At 69.4% G+C, this 26,363-nt stretch carries 18 protein-coding genes; 7 read left to right on the plus strand and 11 right to left on the minus strand.

Annotated elements, in window-relative coordinates:
• Window positions 1-97: 97 nt before the first annotated feature.
• From NBG84_RS01155 to NBG84_RS01175, 5 genes are all read right to left on the minus strand, one after another.
• Window positions 98-3,397, minus strand: coding sequence for an NACHT domain-containing protein (locus tag NBG84_RS01155; RefSeq protein WP_250917288.1), 3,300 nt, complete (start codon window positions 3,395-3,397; stop codon window positions 98-100).
• A gap of 257 nt (window positions 3,398-3,654) precedes the next feature.
• Entirely contained in the window at window positions 3,655-4,587 is a 933-nt protein-coding gene (locus tag NBG84_RS01160; protein ID WP_250917289.1) for a S66 peptidase family protein, read from the minus strand.
• On the minus strand, window positions 4,584-6,626 hold the full coding sequence (locus tag NBG84_RS01165) for a S9 family peptidase (protein ID WP_250917290.1): 2,043 nt from the start codon (window positions 6,624-6,626) through the stop codon (window positions 4,584-4,586). The genes NBG84_RS01160 and NBG84_RS01165 overlap by 4 nt, the downstream gene beginning before the upstream one ends.
• A 12-nt stretch (window positions 6,627-6,638) precedes the next feature.
• Window positions 6,639-7,994, minus strand: a complete 1,356-nt coding sequence (locus tag NBG84_RS01170; protein WP_250917318.1) for a M20/M25/M40 family metallo-hydrolase — start codon at window positions 7,992-7,994, stop codon at window positions 6,639-6,641.
• 1 nt (window position 7,995) lies between these two features.
• Complete coding sequence (locus NBG84_RS01175; protein ID WP_250917291.1) at window positions 7,996-8,829, minus strand: M55 family metallopeptidase; 834 nt, start codon at window positions 8,827-8,829, stop codon at window positions 7,996-7,998.
• A 1,235-nt stretch (window positions 8,830-10,064) separates the two neighbouring features.
• Here NBG84_RS01175 and NBG84_RS01180 point away from each other — a divergent pair.
• Window positions 10,065-10,529 carry a DoxX family membrane protein gene (locus NBG84_RS01180; protein WP_250917292.1) on the plus strand — a complete coding sequence of 155 codons (465 nt, stop codon included), beginning with the start codon at window positions 10,065-10,067 and terminating at the stop codon, window positions 10,527-10,529.
• 288 nt (window positions 10,530-10,817) lie between these two features.
• On the opposite strand, the gene NBG84_RS01185 is transcribed toward NBG84_RS01180, so the two are convergent.
• The 4 genes from NBG84_RS01185 to NBG84_RS01200 form a co-directional block, all read right to left on the minus strand.
• Entirely contained in the window at window positions 10,818-11,564 is a 747-nt protein-coding gene (locus NBG84_RS01185; protein WP_250917293.1) for a class I SAM-dependent methyltransferase, read from the minus strand.
• A gap of 341 nt (window positions 11,565-11,905) precedes the next feature.
• Complete coding sequence (locus NBG84_RS01190; RefSeq protein WP_425608551.1) at window positions 11,906-12,769, minus strand: PAS domain-containing protein; 864 nt, start codon at window positions 12,767-12,769, stop codon at window positions 11,906-11,908.
• A gap of 565 nt (window positions 12,770-13,334) precedes the next feature.
• Complete coding sequence (locus tag NBG84_RS01195; protein WP_250917294.1) at window positions 13,335-13,790, minus strand: SRPBCC family protein; 456 nt, start codon at window positions 13,788-13,790, stop codon at window positions 13,335-13,337.
• A 331-nt stretch (window positions 13,791-14,121) separates the two neighbouring features.
• A complete protein-coding gene (locus tag NBG84_RS01200; RefSeq protein ID WP_250917295.1) occupies window positions 14,122-14,391 on the minus strand; it encodes a sigma-70 family RNA polymerase sigma factor in 270 nt (89 codons plus the stop codon).
• A 542-nt stretch (window positions 14,392-14,933) separates the two neighbouring features.
• Here NBG84_RS01200 and NBG84_RS01205 point away from each other — a divergent pair.
• Window positions 14,934-15,458, plus strand: a complete 525-nt coding sequence (locus NBG84_RS01205; protein ID WP_250917296.1) for a GNAT family N-acetyltransferase — start codon at window positions 14,934-14,936, stop codon at window positions 15,456-15,458.
• 57 nt (window positions 15,459-15,515) lie between these two features.
• On the opposite strand, the gene NBG84_RS01210 is transcribed toward NBG84_RS01205, so the two are convergent.
• Window positions 15,516-17,270, minus strand: a complete 1,755-nt coding sequence (locus NBG84_RS01210; protein ID WP_250917297.1) for a helix-turn-helix domain-containing protein — start codon at window positions 17,268-17,270, stop codon at window positions 15,516-15,518.
• 177 nt (window positions 17,271-17,447) lie between these two features.
• Here NBG84_RS01210 and NBG84_RS01215 point away from each other — a divergent pair, with 177 nt between their 5' ends.
• On the plus strand, window positions 17,448-18,038 hold the full coding sequence (locus NBG84_RS01215; RefSeq protein WP_250917298.1) for a hypothetical protein: 591 nt from the start codon (window positions 17,448-17,450) through the stop codon (window positions 18,036-18,038).
• Window positions 18,039-18,243: 205 nt separating this feature from the next.
• On the opposite strand, the gene NBG84_RS01220 is transcribed toward NBG84_RS01215, so the two are convergent.
• Entirely contained in the window at window positions 18,244-18,810 is a 567-nt protein-coding gene (locus NBG84_RS01220; protein ID WP_250917299.1) for a HEAT repeat domain-containing protein, read from the minus strand.
• 498 nt (window positions 18,811-19,308) lie between these two features.
• Between NBG84_RS01220 and NBG84_RS01225 the strand changes: the two genes are divergently transcribed.
• From NBG84_RS01225 to NBG84_RS01240, 4 genes are all read left to right on the plus strand, one after another.
• Window positions 19,309-21,108, plus strand: coding sequence for a 3-hydroxyacyl-CoA dehydrogenase family protein (locus NBG84_RS01225; RefSeq protein ID WP_250917300.1), 1,800 nt, complete (start codon window positions 19,309-19,311; stop codon window positions 21,106-21,108).
• A gap of 143 nt (window positions 21,109-21,251) precedes the next feature.
• A complete protein-coding gene (locus tag NBG84_RS01230; protein ID WP_425608552.1) occupies window positions 21,252-22,157 on the plus strand; it encodes a TetR family transcriptional regulator in 906 nt (301 codons plus the stop codon).
• A gap of 726 nt (window positions 22,158-22,883) precedes the next feature.
• Entirely contained in the window at window positions 22,884-24,221 is a 1,338-nt protein-coding gene (gene ccrA / locus NBG84_RS01235; protein ID WP_250917319.1) for a crotonyl-CoA carboxylase/reductase, read from the plus strand.
• Between the two features lie 8 nt (window positions 24,222-24,229).
• Window positions 24,230-26,275, plus strand: a complete 2,046-nt coding sequence (locus NBG84_RS01240) for a methylmalonyl-CoA mutase family protein (RefSeq protein ID WP_250917302.1) — start codon at window positions 24,230-24,232, stop codon at window positions 26,273-26,275.
• Window positions 26,276-26,363 lie beyond the last annotated feature (88 nt).

The following is a 26,363-nucleotide window of genomic DNA, read 5'->3' on the forward strand; positions in this document are numbered from 1 at the left end:
GGTGGTGGTCACCATCACCGCCACCGTCGGTCAGCCGCGTCCACCATGAGGTCCCGGTCCGTGGCGCCCGGACGCTTCCGTTGGGTCGGTGAGGTGATCAGCGCCGTGCTGAGGCGGGTGGGCGGCTCTGGGTGTAGAGGTCGTTCACGGTCTTGCGCATCACATCCGCGTGCTCCTTGGCGATGGTGGTCCGTAGCTCCAGCAGATAGTGGCGACCGTCGTAGCTGATGGCCCGCACCAGTTCGACGCAGTGCGGATCGTCCGTGCCGGACCGGTCGACGGAGGGCTCCGGCCGACAGGGGACATCGGCGAACGCGGTGGTGGAATCAGCCCAGGACCAGTCGGCTTCCGTGGTGCTCGGGTTGGTGCGGTCGCGCAGCGAGCGTTCGACGGCCTGATGGTCGCAGGGCGCTGCTCCACACGGTCGAAGGCCGGCTTTGAGCGAGCCGGGCACGGTCTCGATCTCCCCGCCGGCACCGGTGACCCGGATTCCGCAGACCGGGCCGCTCTCACAGTCCGTCCTGGGCGCCCGGAACACCAGCGGGACGCCGTCCACCTCCAGGAGTTGGGAGCGGTCGGTCGGCTGCCACACCGGACCGACCAGGGAGCTCGGGCTCTCCCGGCGGTAGCGGGAGTACGGGGAGTGGGTGGGCGGCACAGGGCTGGAGACGGTGGAGAGAGCGACGCCGGGGGACGGCCCCAGTCCGGCGTTGTGCAGCACCTGACGCGTCAGGATGCCCGCCATGGAGATGACCCGGGGCTGATCGGATACCTGTTCGCTGTATCGGAGGTCAACCACGACGTTCTTGGCCCGGGCACGTACCGAGGCCGTGGCCGCTCCCGGCCCGGAGCCGTTGCTCCAGGTGTCCGCCACCGCCGCGTCGCCCACACCGGTGAGCTTGTCGCCGTTCCCCTCCCGAACGCGCCGGTCGGCGACGGTGAGTGCGCTCCTGCCCCCGTCGGGGCGTGTGACGGTGATGGTCAGCTCCACCCGTACATCGCGGTGGAACGGCGCGAGTTCGCTCCACTGACACTGGTCGGCTTCGCCGGTTGGACCGGCCGGTCGGCTGTAGGGATCACTGATCGCGGGTGCCAGTTGCGCGGTGGTGAGCAGGGAGCAGGCGGGAGCAACGGCGCGGACGGGCCCCGCGGAGCCGACCGTGTGCACCGCGGCCGCACCGAGCCAGACGACGACGGTGAGCCCGACTCCGACCTCCAGGCCCACCCGGCCCGCACGTCTTCCGCCCTGGGACGCAGCGGGCCGCAGCGAGACGGTGTCACCCGAGAGCCGGTGGAGGAGTTCACGGTGGCGAAAGCGATAGCGCCCGCCGCTCTGTCGCAGCACCCCCCGGCGATGAGCGTCCTGGAGGAAGGCGCTCAACCGCCAGGGCAGCTTGCCCCGCCCGGCGAGGTAGATCCGCGCCACCGTATAGCGTCCCCAGGCGGAGAGCGCGACACCGTAGAGCAGCCAGGCGATCAACCCCAGCAGGGCGGGCGCCGCCCAGGTCCTGTCCCCCGGGGTGTCCGCACCGGCCGACAGCAGCCAGAGCAGCACGGCGATCGGGGTGAGGATCAGTGTGGTGCGGAGGGCGCCGAGCCAGCCGTCCGGGGAGAGCGGGCGCTGTACGCCGGTGAGGAGGGCCGTGGTCCGGTCCTGGCGCAGCACCTCCCAGGGAGTGGCCGCGGAGGTGTCGGCGGGTTCGGTCAGTGGCAGCGGGCGGGATATCCGGGCGCGCCAGCGGCGGGGGGCGGGCAGTGCGGCGGGGTCGATGCTGCGCCAGCCGACCACCAGGGCGACCAGTGCCAGAAGCGCCAGTGTGGGCCAGACCCTGCCCGCGGGTACCGCGGTGGTACGGGCCGCCCCGAGACCGATCCCGTAGGCGATGGCGGTCATGGCGACTATCGAGGGCAGAAAACCGAGGGGGCCGGCCCATCGGGGAGCCGCGAGATCCAGCCGCCACCACTCCAGCTCCTGGGTGCTGCCGGCGCGGATGTGGCGGGCCAGGAAGCGCAGCCAGCCCTCGGCCGCAGCCGGGTCCCAACGCCGATCGGCGAGGGCACCCGCGTACACGGAGGGAAGGAAACGGTCGATGAGATGGGCTTCGATGGCGTGGTGGTCCGGGAATCTGGCGGTGTCGTCCAGGAGCTCCGCGGGGTCGGCCTGGGTATCGCTGTAGGCGGCGCGGGCGAGTTGGACCATCAGCGGGGTGGCGAGCGCGGTGCGCAGCCGATGTGCGGCCCTGTCGCTCTCGGTATCGCTCCGGGCATCGCCGCCGCCGTCGCCACCTTGGCGTAGCCGATCGAGGACCGGGTCCCACTTGGTGGCGATGCGACCTGCCGCACTGGTGGGTCTGCTGGTGCGGGGCAGATGCTCAGCGAGCTGCGCCACCGTCAGCCGCTCCAACTCGATCACGGCCGCCGCTGACAGCACACCGCACTCCGCCACGACACGCGCGTAGGCATCGGTGCGGCTGGTGAGCACAAACCGCGCCTCGGACCGCAGGCTGGCACTGAACTCCCTGAACGCCGATGCCTGGACGGCCGTCGGGATCTCGTCCCATCCATCGAGTACGGGAAGGACCCGGCCGCTCTCCAGCAGGGCCAGGGCGATGGCCGTGCGCTCATCCGCCGAGTCCGCGAGGCGGGGGTGGCGCTCCGCGAGTTGTTCGGCGGCCCACTGCCACAGCCCCTGCCCCCCGGGTTGCCAGGAGGCCAGCGGAAGCACCACGGGTACCGGTCCCTTGCCCAGTGCCCGGCGGGCAAGGCGCAGCGCCAGCACGGACTTGCCCGCCCCGGGTGCCCCGAGCACCACGAGCCGGCGGGAAGGTAGCCGGTGGAAGACATCGTTGATGTCGTCGAACTCCCCACCCAGGTCGGGGAGCTGGCTACTGCCCAGGCTGATGTTCTTCCAGTGATCGACCAGCAGGGGGTCGCCCGGGCCCCAGCGGAGCTGCAGGGGAACCGGCTCGTGGATGCGGGAGCGGCGCTCCTCCTGGTCGTAGGCGGTGCGCAGCCATCCGCCGAGCTGCGCCGCGGCGCTGTCGAGACGCTCGGTGTCGAGGTCGAAGACCCTGTTGCGCCGGGTCAGGCCGGCACCGACCCATGGCAGGACTCCGACGATGAGCACGCCGGCCCCGAGCCAATTCGGGCCCTTCCCGTGGGAGTCGGCCCCCCAGAGGGCCAGGGAAGCACCGGCCGTGACGAGGAGGAGCGCCACAACGGTGCCGAAGGGCCGGGGCTTGCTGGGCCCTGGCGCGTCGGTGCGGAGATGGGGACCGGCGTCCGGGCGGCCGGTCTGGGTGAGGTTCGCGGCGTATCCGCCGTTCTTCGGGGTGACGATGGTGGTGGGGACAGGGCGTGTTCGTCGTGCACGCCACACATCCAACTGCCCCCTCATGCCCCCATCGTGCCATTCGGACGATCAGTGCACGCCCGTTTGTCGCCGTCTACGCGCGCAGTGCCGCCCGATCGGCGAGACATACGGGGACGATGGCGCCGGCCGCGGACGGGTCGGCCGGGGATCGTCGTCGCGTGGAGAACCCGGTGGGGCACCCCACGCGGTGTGGGTGTTCCGCTGGGCGGCGCTTGCCCCACTGGTCGGTGGGGGCGGGCCGCGGGCCCCTTCCTGGGGTGGCGTCCCCACTCCGGCCTGGGCTAGCTCAGTGCGGGCTCGTCCAGGGTCACCGTTCCGGCATCGGCGTCCAGGACCGCGGACACCCCCAGGGGCATGGTCAGATTGCGGTCCCCGTGCCCGAACCCCAACTCCTCGACCACCGGTACACCGAGTCCACCGAGCCGGTCCACCAGCACTTCCCGTACCCGGTCGTAGGGTCCGCACTCGGCCCAGGAACCGAGGGCGATACCGGTGATGCCGTCCAGCCAGCCGGAGCGCAGCAGCTGGGTGAGGATACGGTCGATTCGGTAGCTGTCCTCCCCCACGTCTTCGAGGAGCACCAGTCCACCGGCCGCGTCGGTACGGGCATGGGGGGTGCCGAGGTCAGCGGCGAGCATGCTGGCACAGCCGCCGAGGGTGATTCCCCGGGCCCGACCGGGCACCAGGGGGCGGGCGGTCTCCAGGCCGAGGACTCGGACCGACTCGGGTTCGAAGAGCGTGGCGCGCAGCGACTCGCGGGTGGACTCGTCCTTGAGGAAGGTCAGTGAACCGGGCATCGGCCCGTGCAGGGTCGCGAGGCCCGTCCTGGTGGCGAACGCCTCGTGCAGTGCGGTGATGTCGCTGTAGCCGGCGAACACCTTCGGCCCGGCGGCCCGGATCGCCGTCCAGTCCAGCAGGTCCACCATCCGCTGTGCCCCGTAGCCGCCACGGGCGCAGAGGACGGCGGAGACCGAGGGATCGCACCAGGCTTCGTTGAGGTCGCGCGCCCGTTGGCCGTCGGTCGCGGCGAGATAGGGGAACTGCCGGTGGGCGCCGCGGACATGGGGCATGACCACGGGTTCCAGCCCCCAACCGCGGAGGAACTCCAGACCTTCGTCGAGTCGTTCATCGGGCACGGGTCCGCTGGGGGCGACGATGGCGACCTTGGCCCCCGGCTGCAACCGGCGGGCTCGGGTGAGGGGGGTGAGGGTCACTTCTTGAGCTCCAGCAGGGGTACATCGGGTCGGCTGATGCCGAAGGTCTGGGCGTAGAGGGAGAGTTCGGCCTCGATGGCCCGCACCATGGAGTCCGCTCGGCGAAAGCCGTGCCCCTCCCCTTCGAACGCGATGTAGGCGTGGGGCACGCCTCGTCCCACCATCTGCGCCAGGAGCCGCTGGGCCTGCGCGGGCGGGCAGATGACGTCATCGAGCCCCTGGAGCAGGAGGAAGGGGGCGGTGATGCGATCGCTGTGGTGGATCGGTGAGCGCTCCCGGTAGCGGTCCGGGACTTCGGCGAGGGGGCCGATGAGCGACTCCAGATAGTGGGACTCGAAGTCGTGTGTCTCATCGGTGGCCCAGCCCAGAAGGTCCAGGACGGGGAAGCTGATGCTGCCACATGCGTAGATATCGGTGCTGGTCAGCGATGCGGCGGTGGTCCAGCCTCCGGCACTGCCGCCGCGGACGGCGAGCCGGGCGCGGTCGGCGGTGCCTTCGTCGGCCAGCGCGCCGGCGACGGCCGCGCAGTCCTGGACATCGACGATGCCCCACTGGTGGCGCAGGCTGTTGCGGTAGTCGCGGCCGTAGCCGGTCGAGCCGCCGTAGTTGACTTCGGCGACGCCGATGCCCCGTGAGGTGAAGTAGGCGATCTCCAGGTCGAGTACGAGCGGGGAGTGGCCCGTGGGGCCGCCGTGCGCCCAGATGACGAAGGGCGGGAGTTCACCGTCGGGCGCGACCCGGTCGGGGCTGTGCGGCGGATAGACATGGGCGTGGATCTCGCGACCGCCGGGACCGCTGAAGGTCCGGATCTGGGGTCGCGGGTAGTGGGCGGGGTCGACGGGGTCCTCATGCGCCGCACCGATGACCCGGGTGCGGCCGGTGCGGGTGTCGAGTTCAACGATCTCGTAGGCGCTGCGGGGGCTGGCCGCGATGCCGATGACCCGGTCCCCCTGGACGGCCAGGGAGGCGGCCCACTCGGTCCAGCGGCCCGCGGCGTCGACGACTTCCCCGGTTTCGGGGTCGAGGATGCCCAGTGCGGTGGTGCCCTTCCCGTGGATGACGGCGATCAGTCCGTTGTCCAGGGGCCGCAACCACTGGAGGCCGATCTTCCACAGCGGTCCGCCGAACTCCTCGCCGCGCCCGGGGCAGAGCGCTTCGCCGAAGCCGCCCTGCCCGACCGACAGGGCTTCGGTCTCGCTGCCGGACAGGGCATCGGGTCGGATGCGCCACGGCTCCCACCAGCCGGCGGAGTCGGAGAGCAGGAGCAGCGAGCCATCCGGTGCCCATTCGACCTGGGGGATCGATTCCTCCGTACCGCCGGCGATCGGTCGTACCCGGGTGAACGGGCCGTTGGCCGCACTGACCTGCCCGAGCATCACCTGGGTGCCGTCCCAGGGCATCTGGGGATGGTCCCAGGCGATCCAGGCGGCCTGCCGCCCATCGGGGGAGAGCCGGGGCCCGGTGACAAAGCGGTGCCGGTCATCGCAGAGTTCACGTACGGCGGTGCGGTCATCCGCGGCGGAGCCGTCCAGGGGCACGGCGGCGATCACCCGACGCACATCGGTGGGCGACTCACCGGTGTACTCCTCCAGTACGCACCACACCTCGCCCCGGTCCAGCAGCATCTGGGGGTCGGCCCAGCGCAGTCCGCCGCCACCCGGCGAGCGGGGGGAGAGCGGGGTGAGCGGCCGTGGCTCAGCGCCCGGGGTGTCCGGTTCATAGGCGTAGAGGCGTTGGTCGGGGAAGTGGACGAAGACGACCAACGGGGTGCCGTCGGGGCGCTGCACACCCGCCCAGGGGTGACCGCCGTACTCGATGACCCGGCTGCGGACGTTCCAGGGCACGGGAAGCACCGATCCCACGGAGCCGTCCGCCCGGCTGCGGATCAGGGCGCGTCTACCGCCCTCAGCCGGTCGCGGGGCCGTCCACCAGACCTCGTCGCCGACGGTGCCGAGGAACTCGGGCCGCCCGTCGTGTGAGGCGGCGAGGGCCGCATCGATCGGTGAGGGCCAGGTGCCAAAGGCGGCTGTGGCTGCCATGTCCGACTCCCCCTAGGCCAGTCGCAGATAGTGGTCCAGCACCCGAACACCGAAGTGCAGGCCCTCGACGGGGACGCGCTCATCGACTCCGTGGAACATCGCCGCGTAGTCGTACCCCTGGGGCAGCTTCAGCGGTGAGAAGCCGTAGCCGGTGATGCCGAGTCGGGAGAACTGCTTGGCGTCGGTGCCGCCGGCCATGCAGTACGGCACCACATGTCCGTCCGGGTCAAAGCGTTCGACGGCGGCACGGAGCTTGGCGAACGTCGGCGAGTCCACGGGCGCCTGGAGCGGGATCTCGCGGTGTTGGAACTCCCACTCGACATCGGGTCCCGTCAGTTGGTCCATCGTCCGCGCGAACTCGTCCTCGGCGCCGGGCAGCATCCGTCCGTCGATAAAGGCGGTGGCGTGCCCCGGAATCACATTGATCTTGTAGCCGGCGTCCAACATGGTGGGGTTGGAGCTGTTGCGCACGGTGGGCTCGACGAAGGCCGCGGCCGGGCCGAGTTTGCCGATGAGGTCGTCGACGTCGAAGTCCGGGGCGTGTACATCGGTGTGGATGCCGTGCAACCGGGCGAGTTCGGCGAGGCAGGCACGCACGGTCGGGGTGAGCCGAACCGGCCACTGGTGGTCGCCGATCCTGGCGACGGCGGCGGCGAGACGGCTGACCGCGTTGGCGCGGTTGACCTTGGAACCGTGGCCCGCCCGTCCGTGCGCGGTGAGCTTGAGCCAGGCGGTGCCGCGCTCACCCGCGCCGATGGGGTAGAGCGTCATTCCGGGACCGGCGTGGAAGCTGAAGGCTCCCGACTCGCTGATCCCCTCGGTACACCCTTCGAAGAGGCCGGCGTGCTCCTCGGCGAGGAAGCCGGAGCCGTCCTCGGCGCTGGCCTCCTCATCGGCGGTGAAGGCGATGACGATATCGCGGCGTGGCCGTACGCCCGCCCGCGCCCAGGACCGGACCACGGCCAGGATCATCGCGTCCATGTTCTTCATGTCGACGGCCCCACGGCCCCAGACGACCCCGTCGCGCACCTCGCCGGAGAAGGGGTGAACCGACCAGTCAGCGGGTTCGGCCGGCACCACGTCGAGATGGCCGTGCACCAGCAGGGCATCCGCCGAGGGGTCGGTGCCCGCGATCCGGGCGACGACATTGGTGCGCCCCGGGGTGCGCTCCAGCATGAGGGGTTCGAGACCCGCGGCGGCGAGCCGCTCAGCGGCGTACTCGGCGGCGGGGCGCTCCCGGCAGTCGCCGCCGCCGCGGTTGGTGGTGTCGATGCGGATCAACTCGGAGGTGAAGTCCACCACCTCGTCGAGGGCCAGTCCATCGATGGGACCGTCAGCGGGCGAGGGGGGCCCGCCGTGTGTGTTCATGTCAGCCATACTGCTCCTCCACAGCTGCCGAAACGATGGTCGTGACCGCTTTGAAGGTGCGGATCGCCTCATACATGGTCTCGCTGGTGTACGAGATACGCCGTTCACCGCTGCCCGCGACGCCGGGGACCACGGTGGCGGCGGCGGCGAGGTGCTCGGCGTCGAACTCCAACTCCACCGTGAACGGGCCGCCGCGAACCGGTTCATACCGGACGGCCAGTGTCATGGCGTCCTTGGCCGCCGCCCGGATGTCGGCAGCGGTGCGGGTGGGGGTGCGGCAGACGGCGGCGTAGCGCGAGACATGGTCCTTGACCGCGACCTTCCGCGCGTTGGGAGCGTAGCCATCGGCATCGACGCAGGTCAGATCGTCGCCGGTGATCAGGATCACCGGGACGCCGTATTCGGCGACCACCTGTGCGTTGAGGAGCCCCTCGCTGGCACGTGTTCCGTTGAGCCAGACGCCGGTGATGGAGTTGGCGAGATAGGTGTGGGCGAGAACGCCCTCGGTACCCGCCCCGGTGTGGTAGCCGACGAAGGCGATGCCGTCCACATCCCCGTGCTGGACGCCCTCGACCATGGAGAGTGATTTATGCCGTCCGGTCAGCATCTGCACGCGCTCGTCCAGTTGCTCCAGCAGCAGATTGCGCATGGACCAGTGCGCCTCGTTGATGAGGACGTCATCGGCGCCACCGTCGAAGAAACCCAGGGCAGCCGCCTGCACATCGGAGGTGAACATACCGCGGCAGCGTTCCCACTGAGGGGTCCCGGGCAGTACATCGGCCGGCCAGGTGACACCGGTCGCGCCCTCCATGTCGGCGCTGATGAGGATCTTCACTACGTGCCCTGCTCTTCCCAGGTCAGTGGGGTCCGCCGGCCCACTGACCTCAGTCGTTGACATCGGTCCTGTCGGCTTTGAGTAGATCATTCCCCCGGTCCCCGGCACGGCACTGGGCCCTTGCCGTGTTCCCGGAGGGGACTGGGACGGGTGGCCCGGGACCACCACCCAGCCAATCGCCAGGACAACGGCGGCGGCAAGGCGCCTGAGCGGAGGCCCTCATGGGGCCTACTCGACGGTATGGCCCCTTGACCTGGGAGGCGTGCCGCGGATAACCCGCCCACACCCCGCGCCAGCCCGGGGCCGGCCGCACCGGGGACATCGGGCGGGGCCTCCAGGGGCGGGGGCGGAGCGGGGCAACCTCATGGGCGGCGGCTTCGAGGGCCCGGCGCCCGATGGGAGCCCGGCTGATGGCCGCGGCGGGCGGGGCCGGCACCCGCATACAGGAAACGGGTACTGGTCCAGACCTTTACGGACATGGGCTGGAGCTTATAACGTGACGCCAGATTCGAACGCATAGCTCAGCTGCATCCCCCCACCCCCATGAGGAACCATGCGTTTGACCGAGAGCCGATCGGCGCCCCCACACCGCCTATCACAACGGATGACTACCACCATGCCGTCGAACATCATGCCCCCAACATGATTGCCCCTCGCGCGGTGGCCCTGCCGCAGCACGCGGGCCTCGTAGCGGCCGGCCGCCCCATCACCGCCCCCGATGGTGCTCGCCCGCCACGCCAGACCGCCGTTCCCACCCGCAGGTTGCTCGATCGCGACGGGAGACCTCCGGCATCCCCCGGTCGCGCGTCCCCAGCCCGGGAGGCCGCGAGCCCCTCGCGCACGCGGTCCTGCTGGGCCGGTCCGTACCTGCCCGGCGGGCCACGGGTGAAGACGGCATAGCCGAAACGCAGACAGCACCTGACCGCGGGATTGGCCTGAGCCAGGCGCGAGGTCCACCGAGCCATGGCTTGAATGCGCGGACTACCTCAATGGGCTGGCGGGTACCCGGGCCAGCGGTCACTGCCACTCCTGCGCAGAAACCTGTCGGTCGCACCCCACGAGCGACCGACAGGAAGGACACAAGACCGAGGCGTTGGCCGACCCGCTCCTACAAGTGGAGAGCACAGGGATACCCAGGGGCGGGGCCACGCTATCGGGAAGGACTGACAATGATGGGTCATACCGGACAGACAACAACGGGCACTTCCCGGCGGACGAGTGAGCGCCCCCTGCTCATGAGCCCGACTGGTCGGCGCCGGCGCGGCAAACCCCTCATCGGGACCGCCCTCGCGCGCTACCGCCTCCACAGCACGACCGTGCTCAGGGTCTCCGTCGGGCTGGTCTTCTTCTGGTTCGGGGTGATGAAGTTCGTCCCGGCGGCCAGCCCCGCCGAAGATGTCGCCACCCGCACCATGAGCGTGCTGACCTTCGACCTCGTACCGCCGGAGTTCTCCCGACCCCTGCTGGCGCTGTTCGAGACGGCGATCGGTGTGGGACTCATCTCCGGAGTGCTGTTACGCCTGGTACTCACGGCCTTCTTCCTCCATATGACCGGCGTGTTCGCGGCACTGTTCCTACTGCCCAACGAGATGTGGAACGCCCAAATGGCCACGCCGACCCTGGAGGGGCAGTACATCATCAAGAATGTGGTGCTGATCGCCGCCTGCCTGGCCGTGGCAGCCGATCAACGCGGGCCATAGGCGCATTCCAGAGCCCGCTCACCACCGTGCGGGGCGTACGGAACGGGAACACCCGCCCGTACGCCCCGCCGCCCCGTTTCCCGCCCCGTACGTCCGTACGCCCACGGATCTCGCCGGGGGCTGATCTCGCCGACACGGCCCGCGCCCTCGACGCGCGGGAGATCGAGGACGCGGGGCATTCACTTCCCCGGTCCATTCCAGCCGTTCGCTGGGCTCACTGACCTCGCTGGGTCGAAGGTCGAGCCGTTGCCCCACGTCTGCCTCAACTGCGCCGGGCACCCGGCTGGGTCATGCCCCGCGTCCGATGACAACCCACTTCGACGGCAGCTGGATACGGGAGCCGTCCGCTTCGTACTCCGTTGTCGTCAGGGGCAGATCACCACTGATCAACACCGTGAGGCCAGCGGCGGTGAAGTACTCGGCGACTTCCTCGTCCGTCACCGCACCCGGCACCAGCCCGTGCCGGAAGACCGGTTGGAGCTTGGGCGGCGGCCCCGACGGCAACTGCGCCAACTGCCCCAGCTTCGCCCCGGCGGCCTCGGCCAGATCCACCACGAAGGCCCTGCCCCGCTCGCCGACCAGTACGGCGATCGAGTCCACCAGGCGCTGACGATCCGGTGGATCGGTCTGGTGGAGGACCCCGCGCATATAGACATTGCAGTCGCCCACTTCCGCGTGGAGCAGGGCGACCAATTCCTCGTCCACCGCGTCGAACCGCCGAAAGACGAGCTCTCCGGTGGGATGTTTCCCGGGGTTGAGCGCCTGCTGCCGATGGGCCAGGTCTATGGCGGCGGCCGATAGATCGACGCCCATCACCTTGGGGAAACGATCCGCGAGAAAGCGGGTCTGGGTTCCGTTGCCGCAACCGAGGTCCAGCATGGTGAGACCGGCGTCATCCACCAGTGGTTCATACCGGGCCAGATGCATTCCGGCCGTGAGAGCGGGCTCCGCGTCCCAGAAGACTGCCCCTGGCTCCTCAGTCGCCTCGCTCCAGAAACCTTCCCAAGCATCCCGATACTGGCTCGTCACGCTCATGTCCGACTCCCCCAGGGATATGACACAACGTCAAGAGGGGTTTATCGCCTGCGGGTTCTCAGGGCAAGTGTGCGGAGCTGACCTTCACCCGGCGTGCGGGCATGAGTGGGACGGGCACCGTCGTTTTCCCCAGGCGAAGCTCATGGCGTTCACTGGCCTCATGCGCCACCGTAGGCCTCACCCGCGATCAGGGCAATGCCCTCTCGAACCAGACCGCCGTGCCATCCCCCGTACGGCGGGCGCCCGCTCCTGTGCCGGGGCGCCGCACTGACCTCATGGTTCATACGCGCAAGGCCACCAAGGCCGATCCATCCGCTCCCCCATCGGGGAACCGCCCCCGCTCATGGACCACCGCGCGCCTGAGGCCCCTGGCCAGGCCGGCATCGACGCAGTGGGCGCCGGCCGCCTCGGCCGCTGCGGCCCTTCGGCGCTCTCGAACGCTCGACGCGTCCGGACACACCCCAGTCAGAGGTGAGCGACATCCGATCCTGGTGGCTGAACTCCAGAATCGGATAACCGAGGTCAAGAATCTGCGAGACGATCCGCTTCGACTGCTCGACGCTCATGCTCGGCAGGATCTCGGGCAGTCCACGAGCCAACTCGTCGGAGCCGACGAACTCGGCGTGCCGGCCGAAGCCCGGTGCGATGCGCTCCATACCTCCAGCGCTGGCCCCGAGAGCGCCTCCGCTGGCATCGACAGCACCCCCGCGTCCGCCCCCTTCACCCATGCCGATCCCACCCTGGCGCTCAGGCTCACCAGGGGGAACACCTGCGTCGAGGGTCGCGGCAGCGCCGGAGGCACGGGCATCGGCGGCCAGGACCAGAAGGCGCTCAGCCCCCGGGCCGACCAGGGGGTAGGCCCACCAGAGCACATCGAGCTGCTCGCGGCCGAGATCAGAAAGACGGGCTCGGCCGGCTATCGCCGTAGAGGTGCGCCCCCGCAGGGAGGTGCCCAGGCCCGGCTCCAGCCTCTTGCTGCTGCCGTACGCCTCGTACTCACCCTGGTCCGCCAGGGCCCCCGTCACGGGCAGAAGATCGCCGGCGGGCCGCCCCACAGCATCCTCCGGAGCACGGCCGAACAGCCGCCGCGCCCCGGTTGACCAGTGGGATACCAGGCCGTCGCCATCCACCATCACCACGGCGAGCGGGATTCTGCTGGCCACGGCGTACCGCTGCGGCCCCTTCGACGGAACGCCCTTGTCCATGGGTGGAAGGCTCCTTCCCCGCCGCCTGGGCACGCGGCCTGTCATCACCGTACGGCGCTGCGCACTCCATCCGCCTGGCAACGGGCGAAAAGGTAGTGCGCCCGCGCAAAACTGACGTTTGTTCAGTCTGCCCACTCCCAGAGTCGATAGCACTGACGTTCCCCAAACCGAGCGCCGCCTGGCCATCGGGCAGCGAGTACGGGCGGCGAAACCGCGAGCTGGGCGCCTTCGGGGAGTCACCTCGACACGGCCGAGGAGTAGCGGATAACCGCTGTTCAGAGGGGCCTACGAGAGCGCTGCGCAGCGCGGGGCACAGGGGAACACCGCGGAATCCGGGAGCCGGGACGCGCACGGGAGCGGACAGGGCGAGAGGCGCCACTCGGCATCGACTCGAACGGATGATCGTGCGGCAGAGCGCTCCAATGAGGGGGCGCATGGGGCGTGCGACAGCGCGGGGAGGCGCTCGGCAGAGGCTTTCCCGCGGTCCACGGCGCACCAAGCGCAGCACGGCCCCGCGGGAAAACCACTCGAATCAAAGAGTGTTACGACCATCCGACCCGGCGGGCTACTCCTTGCCCTCCTTTTCGACCTCGGTGGCGAGGTTGGCGAGCACCAGGTCGTAGATCCGGGCGAGCCCCTTGGGCGCGAAGGTCCTCTCGAAGAATCCACCGATACCGCCGGCACCGGTCCAGACCGAGGTGACAACGGCCTGGCACGATCCCTCCCCGGCCGGGGTGACGGTCCAGGTGGTGACCATGGAGGAGTTGCGGTCCTTCTCGATCAGCTGACCGTCGGTCGGCTCGGTGACTTCGAGTAGACAGTCGCGGATCCGCTTGCTGGTCGCTTGCAGCTTCCAGTGCACGAGGGTGCCCTCGCCATCGCCACCCTCGCGGACCTCGTACTCGCTGAACTGCTCGGGGAGCAGCTTCGCGCGAGTGTTTTCGTAGTCGGCCAGTGTGTCGAACACCGTTGCCGCGTCCGCCGCGATGATCCGTTGCGTCGTGGACTCGACCTGCGCCATTGCTGTTCCTCCAGCACTCGGTTGTTCGGGGGTACCCCAAGGGGCGCCCTAGCCAATCACCTCAGGTGCGGGGGCCCAAATCCGGGGCCGCCTGATGGCATGGAGCGCCGGAGTTCCCACATTGGCGGGAACGTTTGTTCCCTCGTGAAATCGCGGTGAGGGGCGCGGCGCCGACCGCGGCGCCCAAGCCGCCGCGCCCCTGCCCCGGCTCGCGGAAGTAGCGGGCCGCTCATCGCCATGGGCGGCCATGCCGACGATCGACCATGAGCGGGCGGGAGGCGCCGGAGACCGATCAGCAGGCTCCCGGGCTGCGACCAGGGGCAGCGCGGGGCTACTTCTTCTTACTGGTGCGGCTGATGCCCTTCACGATCTGAGAGACACGAGGCAGGGAGATACCCAGGGCCGCCGCCGTCTCGGCGAGGCTGCGGGTCTCCCGCATGGCGAGCACGGCGTCCTGACGCAGGGCGCGCAGTTCGGCTTGGAGGGTCGGGATGTCGTCGAGTACGACACCGACCGCGCGGGCTCGATCGACGGGGTCCGGAATGCTTCCCAGCTGAGCGAAGACGTTTCGGATGGCGGTGGTGGCATCGAGGTCGGTCATGCTTTAAGGGTACCCCCTTGGTTGTAGCGCTTGAGGGCCGTCCCGGAGCGGGATCGTCCCCAGCGGGGAGGGTGCGAGGCCCCATGAAGGCAGGGCCGATCTCCACGAGATTCCCGACTGGATTGTCAGTGGTGCAGGCAAGGATGGCCATATGACCACGCAACCCACCCAGATCCCTGCGCCGGGGGTGTCGCTCCCCCCAGCGGCTATGGCCGTGCCGCCCGGGGTGCTGGCGGATTCGTCGGCGTATCCGTGCGGTGCGCGTTCGATGAGAAGCACAGGTGCCGAGGAGTGGGCGATCCAAGGACGCAAGCGCGGCAGGGTGGTGACGGTCTTCGCCGGTGCCTCACCGCGGCAGCCGCTTCCCCGGATGACCTCATGAGGTTGCCCTGTTCTATCGCCGATCTCCGAGATCCGGTCGGCATAGGGACTGCCCGAGATGAGGTGTTCGCTCCCGAGCTACTGCCCGCCAGTCGGACCGTACGGGTCACCGCGCTGATTGTGTCCGCACCATGACACTCCATAGCCTCCTTATCAGGGACATGACGATCGAGGACTGCGGGGCAGTCGCCCGGATTCGGCTGCGGGGGTGGCAGTACGCCTATGCCGGGCTGATGCCGCGGTCATACCTCAACGCGATGAGTGCGGCCGAGTACACGGAGAAGTTGCGCGGATTTCTGAGCGACGGCTCTGGTGCCACCACCCATCTCGTCGCCGAACGCGAAGGCGGCGTGGTGGGCTGGGCCTGCTATGGACCGTGTAGAGACGAGGGCGCCCCGGCCACCCAGGGTGAGGTGTATGCGCTGTATGTGGTGCCGGAGGAGATATCGACCGGGGTGGGGCGGGCGCTGATGACGGAGTTGACCACCCGTGCCGAGGCCCGGGGCCTGCCGGAGCTGCTGCTCTGGGTGGTGAAGGGGAATGACCGGGCTCGCCGCTTCTATGAGAAGGCGGGCTTCGCACCCGACGGCCCCGAGGAGTCGTTCGAGGTGGCCGGGGTGCAGGTGCCAGAGGTGCGCTACGCCCGGGGGCCGATGCGGCACTTCTCCCACCCGCCGACGCCCTAGCATCCCTCCGGCCATCCAACCGCCCGCCTCACACACCCCCTGCGACCTGGAATCAGCTCAGGCCGATGGGCTGCCCTGCACCGAGGGGGTACCCCGGTCCGCCCCATCCCGGCTCTCGGCGGATTCGACCGGGCGCCAGCCCCGGGTGATCGTGTCGTACTCATAGGTCGGCCTGCCCCTCACCCCGCTGGTACGGAACGGCCGTCCGCTGTCATCGATCCGAGCGGTTCCCTTGCGGTCACCGCTACTCCACTCAAGCTCCAGGTACCAGTCGCAGTCGCACCCGACCGCGCGCCCCGTAACCAGCAGGACCTCGGGATCGGTCGCCGAAACGCGGTAGGGGAACGAGACCGCCGGAATGTCCACTCCGGCATCACTACCCGCCACGGACCGGGCGAGGGGGCGCGGGCGGTCGAGATCGACATCGAACATTCGCGGGGTGATGGACCCGCCGCAGCCCACGCTCATGAGGTAGACGTTCCCCTTCGGCGGAGTGCGCTTGGCCGTGACCCGCACCCTGAGCGACTGGAGGACCACCGCCTGGTCGCTCTTGCCCTGCACGGTGATGCGCACCATGGTCTCGCCCCCGTGCACGGCGCCGAGGGAGCCGGCCCACGGTTCGGCGTCGGACTCGGCCGGCGGCGGGGGGACGGCGGAGAGGGGGCGGTCGACGAGATAGGCATGGCCGCAGCCGTTCTCCCAGACATGCTGGTCCAGGCTCCAGGAGAAGGGTGTGCCGCTGAGCGGCGGTGCCTTGGTGGCCGATCCGGCGGAGGCCGCAGCTGAACCGGTCGGGCCGGTACTCACCGGGGACGGACGCGAAGACGAGGTGGCGGTCACAGAACCGGAGGATGGGGACTTGGATGGGGACGGGCTGCTCCGACGACCATCGGGAGTCATCGCGGACGGCCAGGTGGACTTCACCCCGTCCGGCTGCCCGACGGTGGCGCGTTCTCTGTTCACACCGTGGAGGGGCGAGCGGTCGAAGGCCAGCAGGAGCACCAGGGTGACCGTGGTGACGACCGCCGCGGCGGTGGCGTAAACAGCCCGCCGTCGACGCCGTGGGACACCAGCGCCCAGCACCACCGTGGCTTCGGGAGGGCCGTCGGCCGGCCCGGCATCCGCGCGGGGACGGCCCGCGTCGCTCCCCTGCGCCTGGGCCTCAGGCTGGGGTGCACGACTGAGAATCGGTCGTTCCGGAACCGGATCGGCCGGGGTTGGACCAGCAGAGGCTGGATCGGCGGAGGTTGCGCCAGCAGGAGCCGGATCAGCAGGGGTCGGAAGGCCGGCAGCTCCAGAGGCCCGCTCAACTCGCGGCTTGGGCTCCCCGACCCGGGCGGTCTGATCTGACTCCGGTACCGCTTCCGTTTGCGGCGCTGCTTCCGCCGCCTTCACCGGCGGAGCCTTCGGCCCCGTGGTCTCGGGACCACCGTTGTGGGCGGGAGCTGGTGAGCTCTTGCCCGAGCGCCCCTCGGGAGCACTGGCCGCACCCGTACCGTCCGCCCCGCCGGAAGAATCGGTTCCGGTCTGTGCTCCGGAAACCGCCGCCGCGTCCTGGCGCCTGCGGCGATCAGCATCCGCCAGCACCCACAGCCGGTGCAGGGCGACGAGTTCCTCCCCCCGGCATCCGCAGAGCCGTGCCAGCCGCTCGATCGGCGCGAACTCCAGCGGAACGGTGTGACCCGAGCAGTATCGGTGCAGGGTCGACGCGCTGACCCCCATCCGGCGCGCCAGCGCCCCATAGCTGCGCCCCGATGCCTCCCGCAGCTCAGCCAGCCGCCGCGCGAATGCCTCCGTGTCGTGTGTGCCCACCCGTTCCAGCTCCCCGACCCGTCCCAGGGTGGCATTCCACCCCTACCGAGTATTCCCACGTCAACGGGGGTGGAATGGTTCCACTGTTCCACCCGGTGCCCGGATGCTTGCCCGCTGGCCGATGAGCGGCCGAAGCTGGTGACGTTCCACCAACCACCATCAGGGGGAAGCACTTCCATGAACATGCTCCGTACCGCTGCCGTGACCGCCGCAGCCATCGGTATGACCATCGGCTCGATGTCCGCAGCCACCGCCGCTCCCGCCCCGGCCTTCCTCAGCGCGAAGCAGCTGCCGGCTTCGCTCACCCCGTGGACGGGGGGTTCGGTGAAGGCCGGGGCGGCCGCCGACTTCTGCACCAAGAAGATCGCTCCCAAGTCATCGAGCAAGCACCGCCTCTTCCAGACCGAACTGGACACCAGCGCTCACCAGACCATCACGGTCGCGGGGAGCGAGGCCAAGGCGAAGGCTCTCGTCACCAAACTGCGCAGCTCCGTCAATGGCTGCCTCAAGCGGCTTCAGCAGCAGTACCCGACCCTGAAGGGCACCACCAAGTACCACGGAAAGGTCAGCGTCGAAGAGGGTGCGTACGTCTACAGCGTGGACACCGCCGACCCCAAGGTCGGGTCGACGGACATCGCGCTCTACTCGGTCGGTCGGGACGGCCGGACGGTGACGGTCATCGGCTGGAGCCAGTTGGGCGATCTCAGCGGTGCGCCGCTGGCCGGCTTCAAGAAGACCACGAAGACCGCGGTCGCCAAGCTCTACTGAGCCGCGACCCCACTCTGGGGTTGCACCAAGGACACACCTGCCATCGCCAGGACCCCGGCGTACGGCGGGTGGAATCGGGGGAGCCGAGGGCTTCGGGACCGCAGCGGCGGCCCGGAGCCCTCGGCGCGTACCGGTGCGTGGCGCGCCGACCGCGGCATGCGCTCACACCGTACCGAGAGCTCAGCTGCGAAGCGCCGAGCGGATGTCAGCCCAGTCGGGCGAGCGCCGCCTCTGCCGCTGCCGCGAGCCGGTGATGCGTCCGCGCGGACTCCAGCACCGCTTCGGCACGAGCGTCACCCAGTGCCCCCAGACCCTCCACACAGGCCAGCGCCAACCTCGCGTAGGGATCGGCCGGTGCCAGTCTGCGGCGAAGCACGGTGATCAGGGCCGGCACGGACTCCGGGGCGCGCAGCCGGGTCAGCAGCCGGACGGGTACCAGGGCGTAGGCGGCCCGCAACTCATTGGTGGCGAGGGCGGCGGCGGCCCGCGCGGTACGGGCGTCGGCCAGTTCGGCGAGCGCGTGGGCCGCTGAGACGCAGCGCTCGGCGTCGCGATGGTTGAGGAGGAGGACCAGTGGCTCAAACGCTCGGGGGTCGCCTGCGCAGCCGAGCCGGAAGGCAGCCAGTTCCCTTGCCCACAGGGGGCGTTCGCGCTCGATGAGAACAGCAGCCAGTTCTTCGAGGTCCGCCGTCAGCAGCAATCGGTCAAAATCCGCTGATCCATCGGACTCCCCCCGTAGTCGCGTCACGAGCGACCGTAACTCTTCGTCCATGGGCGATCAGCGTAGTGCCGGAGTCGGCCGCATCCGAACGGCGACTCAGATCACACCGGGCCAGGTCTGGCGCGCTCGTTACTCGCCAGTTAATCTCAGGTGAGCGGGCAACCCCCGTATTGCTCCGGGCGGCCTGGTGACGCAGCCGCCATGAGTGCCATCGGTTCGGCCAGCACGACGTGCGCACGTCGGTAGCGCACCGCAGTACGGCAGGGCTCCGGGACAGAGTCCGTCGGCCCCTCTTCCACTCAGCGACGCGCCTGCTCCGTAAGCCGGTTGCGGCTTTCGGCTCCCGCCGCTCGTTGTGGTTCTCCGCCCAGCACACAGGGCGGGCGCTCACCATGAATCCCCGCATCTGCGCCATGACAGGCGGACTGCCGCTCTGGACGCCCGCGTGCCCTTGATGGCCGCAGTCAGCAGAGTCGCCTTGCGTCGTTTCCATCGCGTTGTGGCTTTTTTCCCCTTGTTTGTCGTCGTCACTCACTCTGGAGTCCCCCGATGGACATCCCACTCCCCACCATTGCCGTCGTTGGTCTCGGCACCATGGGCACCGGCATCTGCGACGTCCTGACCCGTTCGGGACGCGAGGTCATCGGTGTCGACCTCTGTGCCGCCGCCGCCCGTCGAGCCACCATCTCGTTGGCGTCGTCCACCGCCCGCGCGGTACGGCGCGGGCGGATCACCGAAGACCAGCGCCGTGACACTCTGGCTCGTTTCCGGGTCTCCTGCGACCTCCAGTCGGTGGCCGATGTCGATCTGGTGATCGAGGTGATCTCTGAGTCCTATGAGGCGAAGCGGCAGGTCCTTGACCAGCTAGACGGCATCGTGAGCCCCACCACCATCATCGCCACGGGCACCAACGCACTGTCGGTGACCCGGCTGGCAGCCGAAACGGAACATCCGGAGCGCGTCCTGGGAATGCACTTCTTCCATCCGGTGCCCGCCATGAAACTGGTCCAAGTCGCCTCTTCCGTGCTGACCTCACCCACCGCCGTCGAGGCCGTCACCGCACTCGCCCGCGATCTGGGCAAAGAACCGGTCGCGGTCGGTGACCGGCCGGGATTCGTCGCCGACGGACTGCTGTTCGGCTATCTCAACCACGCCGCGGCGATGTACGAGTCGAAGTACGCGTCCCGGGAGGACATCGACGCCGCGATGAGGCTCGGCTGCGGGCTGCCGATGGGCCCGCTCGCCCTGCTGGACATGATCGGCATCGACACCGCCCGTACCGTCCTGGAGGCGATGTACGCCGAGTCAAAGGACCGGCTCCACGCGCCGTCCCCCGTCCTGAAGCAACTGAGCGAGGCCGGGTTGACCGGGCGTAAAGCGGGCCGGGGGTTCTACACCTACGCCGCGGCCGGCACCTCGTGCGACCCGGATTCATCGGCCGTGGTGCCGGACTCACTCACCCCGCGACCAGACCTGAAGCAGGCGGTGGGGCGAGAGGTCCGCTCGGTCGGAGTGGCCGGTTCCGGCACGATGGCCAGCGGTATCGCGGAAGTGTTCGCCAAGGCCGGCTATGACGTGGTGCTGGCTGCCCGCTCGCTGGAGAAGGCTCAGAACGCCAAGCTGCGTATCGCCGAGTCCCTTTCCCGTTCCGTCGGCAAAGGGCGGATGACGTCCGCGGCACGGCAGTTGACCCTGGACCGAATAGCCCCGGCCGGCTCCCTCGACGCCTTCGGCGAAGTCGATCTGGCCTTGGAGGCGGTCGCCGAGGACCTGGAGGTCAAACGGCAACTGTTCGCCGCTCTCGACCAGGTCTGCCGGCCGGGCGCGGTACTCGCCACCACCACATCGTCCTTGTCGGTCGTGGCATGCGCCCGGGCCACCTCACGTCCCGAGGACGTGATCGGGATGCACTTCTTCAACCCGGCGCCGGCGATGAAGCTGGTGGAGATCGTCCGTACGGTCCTCACATCGGACGAGGTCCACGCCACCGTCCGCTCGGTGACGGCGGGCATCAAGAAGCATCCGGTGGACTGCGGCGATCGGGCGGGTTTCATCGTCAACGCCCTGCTCTTCCCCTATCTCAACAACGCGATCAAGATGCTTGAGCAGCACTATGCGAGCACCGATGAGATCGACACGGCGATGAAGCTGGGCGGCGGCTACCCCATGGGCCCGTTCGAACTGCTCGATGTGGTGGGGCTCGATGTGTCACTCGCGATCGAGAAGGGGCTGCACCGCGAGTTCCGCGATCCCGGTCTGGCACCCGCTTCCCTACTGGAACACCTGGTGGCCGCGGGGTGTCTCGGCCGTAAGACAGGGCGTGGCTTTCGCGAATACGCCCGGCGCTGATCGCGGAGCGGGCTGGGGCGGGTTGCCCGGCCCCACTCGTCGGACCGCCCGTGGCGCCGCGTCCGACGGGGTCCCGACCGCCCGGCCGGGACCCCGTTCAGGGCTCGGTCACCGTCGTATCGCAGGCGCGCTCTCCTGCGCCGATGGAGTACGTTCGGCTCATGCCCCAGCCCTCCGACCCCAGTCGTCGGTCACCCCGTAAGAAGTCAGCCGCTGACGCTCCGGAAAGCGCGGCGGGCAATCGCGCCGCCGCACAGCGCCTGAAGATGCGCCGCGAACTAGCGACCGCGGCGATGGAACTGTTCGCGACCAAGGGGTACGAGGCGACGACGGTCGATGAGATCGCCGCGGCGGCGGGTGTCGCACGGCGGACCTTCTTCCGGCATTTCCGCTCCAAGGAAGAGGCGATCTTCCCCGATCACGACGACACCCTCGTACGGGCCGAGGCAGTGCTGAACGCGGCGCCGGCCCACGAGCATCCGTTGGACACCGTCTGCCGGGGCATCAAGGAGGTCATGCGGATGTACGCGGCCTCCCCCGCGGTCTCGGTGGAGCGCTATCGGCTCACCCGCGAGGTGCCCACCCTGCGCGAGCGGGAGATCGCTTCGGTGGCCCGCTACGAGCGGCTGTTCACCCGCTATCTGCTGGGCCATTTCGATGAGCGGGACCACCATGACGGCAACGACGACCCCCTGCTCGCGGAGGTCGCGGCGTCCGCGGTCGTCACGGCGCACAACCATGTGCTGCGGCGGTGGCTGCGGGCGGGCGGCGAAGGTGATGTGGAGGGCCAGCTCGACCATGCCTTCGCGATCGTCCGGGATACCTTCGGCACGGGGATCGGGGCGGGGCGGGCGGGTGTCGGCGAGTCGGCGCCCGAAGGCCCACCGAACGCGGATGCGCCCGCCCGGCTGATCACCGCCCCGGAGGGAGTGGCCTCGGCCATGGTGACCGGCCAGGAGCAGGTCCTGGTGGCCGTGGCCCGTACCGACGCGCCGCTGAACGATGTGATGCGCACGATCGAGCGCGCGCTGCAGGGCCGTCTCAACTGATGCCTTAGCAGGGCGGACGACCAGACCGGGCGCCTCGGCCCAGGGGGCCCGTTTCACGACCCACCCAGGTTGGCCGGGCGGTCCCGGCCAGCTCCGCCCGCGGTGGCCGTCGAGACCGACGCGCCCCGAGGAGGCCCAGAGCCGTGTCGGACAGCATCCGCGGGTGCTGGGGACACCGAGGAACAGCCCGACCCCGCCCTTGTTGCCGGGTGCACGCTCCTCACCAGGACCGTCGAGGCGGATCTTCCCGGCGTCGCGTGCAGCCTCCGCGGCGAGTGGCTGACTGACATCGGGTGCCAGGTATCACGACGTCTCGGCAACCCCGGAACAGCCAGGGTGAAGTGCCGCAGCGCCCGCCGCCGCACCGGGCTCGGTAGGGCGGCCGCCCCGTCCGAGGTGAACCGCGTGTTGCTCATTCGTGCCCCGAGGTTCACACTTGAAAGAAAATACTGGCACGCAGTGTCTTGTCACATGGCACGGCGTGCCATAGCGTGAAGAACGTCCGGGCGGCCGGCGTGCAGAGACCTCTCGTACGCCGGCTGTCCCCTCAAATCATCGAGCTTGAGTGCCCGGACGCCTGCGTCACAGGCTCCCGCCGCGCCCACCCGCGCAGCCACCAGCACCACCCCAGCCGAACCGACGGCACACCTCCACAGCAGCACCGCCCTCACTTTCCGCGGGGTATCCCCAGGGACTCCCCCGATGCGCTTGGCCGGAGGCAACACCGTGAAGGAAATCCTGGACGCGATTCAGTCGGCGGACAGTACGCCGGCGGACTTCGCCGCGCTGCCCCTTCCCGAGTCCTATCGCGCGGTGACCGTGCACAAGGACGAGACCGGGATGTTCGCCGGTCTGGAGACCAAGGACAAGGATCCCCGCAAGTCACTTCATGTCGAGCAGGTGCCGGTGCCCGAGCTGGGTCCCGGTGAGGCGCTGGTCGCGGTGATGGCGTCCTCGGTCAACTACAACTCGGTGTGGACGTCGATCTTCGAGCCACTGGCCACCTTCGGCTTCCTGGAGCGGTACGGAAGGCTCTCCGAGCTGACCCGGCGCCATGATCTGCCGTACCACGTCATCGGTTCCGACCTCGCGGGCGTGGTCCTGCGCACCGGCCCCGGCGTCAACGCCTGGCGGCCGGGCGACGAGGTCGTGGCCCACTGCCTCTCCGTCGAGCTGGAATCGTCGGACGGCCACAACGACACCATGCTCGACCCCGAACAGCGGATCTGGGGCTTTGAGACCAACTTCGGCGGACTCGCCGAGATAGCCCTGGTCAAGTCGAACCAGCTGATGCCCAAGCCCGGGCACCTCAGTTGGGAGGAGGCGGCGGCCCCCGGACTGGTCAACTCCACCGCGTACCGTCAACTGGTCTCGCGCAACGGGGCCGCGATGAAGCAGGGCGACAACGTGCTGATCTGGGGCGCGAGTGGTGGGCTCGGCTCATACGCCACCCAGTTCGCCCTCGCCGGCGGCGCCACCCCCATCTGCGTGGTCTCCAGCGACCTCAAGGCCGACATCTGCCGGTCCATGGGCGCCGAGGCCATCATCGACCGAAGCGCCGAGGACTACCGCTTCTGGCGCGACGAACACCATCAGGACCCGAGCGAGTGGAAGCGGTTCGGCAAGCGCATCCGCGAACTGACCGGCGGCGAGGACGTCGACATCGTCTTCGAGCACCCCGGCCGGGAGACCTTCGGCGCGTCCGTGTACGTCACCCGCAAGGGCGGCACCATCGTCACCTGCGCGTCGACCTCCGGCTACAACCACGAGTACGACAACCGGTATCTCTGGATGTCACTCAAGAGGATCGTCGGCTCCCACTTCGCCAACTACCGGGAGGCGTGGGAGGCCAACCGCCTGGTCGCCAAGGGCAAGATCCACCCGACGCTCTCCCGGGTCTACGCCCTGGAGGAGACCGGGCAGGCCGCCTACGACGTCCACCGCAACCTCCACCAGGGCAAGGTCGGTGTGCTCGCCCTCGCGCCCGGTGAGGGGCTCGGTGTCCGCGACGAGGAGATGCGCGCCCAACACCTCGACGCCATCAACCGCTTCCGCAACGTCTGAGGCCACCCATGACCGATCGCCAGAAGGACCGGCCGTGGTTGATGCGAACCTACGCCGGCCACTCCACCGCGGAAGCGTCCAACGAGCTCTACCGACGCAATCTCGCCAAGGGCCAGACCGGACTCTCGGTCGCCTTCGATCTGCCCACCCAGACGGGGTACGACCCCGACCACATCCTCGCCCGTGGCGAGGTGGGTCGGGTCGGCGTTCCGGTCTCCCATGTGGGGGACATGCGCAAGCTGCTCCACGACATTCCGCTCGACCAGATGAACACCTCGATGACGATCAACGCCACGGCGATGTGGCTGCTGGCCCTCTACCAGGTGGTCGCGGAGGAGCAGGGCGCTGAGATGGGTGCGCTGCAAGGCACCACCCAGAACGACATCGTGAAGGAGTACCTGTCACGCGGAACGCATGTGTTCCCGCCCGGCCCGTCGCTGCGGCTGACCACGGACATGATCGCCTACACGGTGGCCCGCATCCCCAAGTGGAATCCGATCAACATCTGCAGCTACCACCTCCAGGAGGCGGGGGCCACCCCCGTCCAGGAGGTCGCCTACGCGATGTCCACGGCCATCGCCGTGCTGGACGCGGTCAGGGACTCCGGACAGGTCCCGCCGGAGAAGTTCGGTGAGGTGGTCGCCCGTATCTCCTTCTTCGTGAACGCGGGCGTGCGATTCATCGAGGAGATGTGCAAGATGCGCGCCTTCTCGCGCATCTGGGACCGCGTCACACAAGAGCGCTACGGCATCGAGAACGCCAAGCAGCGCCGCTTCCGCTACGGCGTACAGGTCAACTCGCTGGGCCTCACCGAGGCGCAGCCGGAGAACAATGTGCAGCGGATCGTTCTGGAGATGCTCGCCGTCACCCTCTCCAAGGACGCACGGGCCCGTGCCGTGCAGCTCCCGGCCTGGAATGAGGCGCTGGGTCTGCCCAGGCCATGGGATCAGCAGTGGTCGCTCCGCATCCAGCAGGTGCTGGCGCACGAGTCGGATCTGCTGGAGTACGAGGACATCTTCGCCGGTTCCCATGTGATCGAAGCCAAGGTGGCCGCCCTGGTCGAGGAGTGTCTGACCGAGATCGACCGCATCCAGGCGATGGGCGGCGCGATGGCCGCGGTCGAATCCGGCTATCTCAAATCACAACTGGTCTCATCACACGCCGAGCGAAGGGCCCGGATCGAGGCGGGCGAGGAGAAGATCGTCGGGGTCAACATCTTCGAGTCCACCGAGGAGAATCCGCTCACCGCCGATCTCGACCGGGCGATCATGACCGTGGACCCGGCCAACGAGGCACGGGTCGTAGCGGCGCTCCATCAGTGGCGGGCCGACCGGGATGAGGCGCGGGCCGCCGAGTCCCTGGCCGCGCTGAAGAAGCTGGCGGCGGGTAGCGACAATCTGATGCCGGCCACCGTGGAGTGTGCCCGTGCGGGGGTCACCACCGGAGAGTGGGCCTGGGCGCTGCGCGATGTGTTCGGTGAGTTCCGGGCGCCCACCGGGGTCTCCAGCGCACCGGTCGCGGTGCCCGCCGCGGCGGGCACACCGCTGGCCGCCGTACGCGACAAGGTGACCAGGACCGCCGCTGAGCTGGGGGTGGGACGGTTGCGGCTGCTGGTCGGCAAGCCGGGTCTCGACGGGCACTCCAACGGCGCCGAACAGATCGCGGTACGAGCGCGTGACGCCGGCTTCGAGGTGATCTACCAGGGCATTCGGCTGACCCCCGAACAGATCGTGTCGGCCGCGCTGGCGGAGGATGTGCACTGTGTGGGCCTCTCGATCCTCTCCGGTTCACACGCGGAGTTGGTACCCGATGTGCTCGACCGGCTCCGTGCGGCGGGCGCCGCCTCCTCCCCCGGGCGCGGCGGCGCTGGCGACACCCCCATCCCGGTGATCGTCGGCGGGATCATCCCCGGCGCGGACGCTACCGCGCTGAGGGCCGCGGGGGTGGCCGCCGTTTTCACACCGAAGGACTTCGGCATCACGGAGATCATCGGCCGTATCGTCGATGAGATCCGTGTAGCGAACAAGCTCGACCCTCTGGAGGTTTCCGTATGACCCAGCCGCTGAACCGTCTGCGTCCCCGTCGTTCCTGTCTGGCGGTGCCCGGCTCCAACCCGCGGTTCCTGGAGAAGGCCCAGGGGCT

The sequence above is a fragment of the Streptomyces albipurpureus genome (genome assembly GCF_023701525.1).
Lineage (GTDB): Bacteria > Actinomycetota > Actinomycetes > Streptomycetales > Streptomycetaceae > Streptomyces > Streptomyces albipurpureus.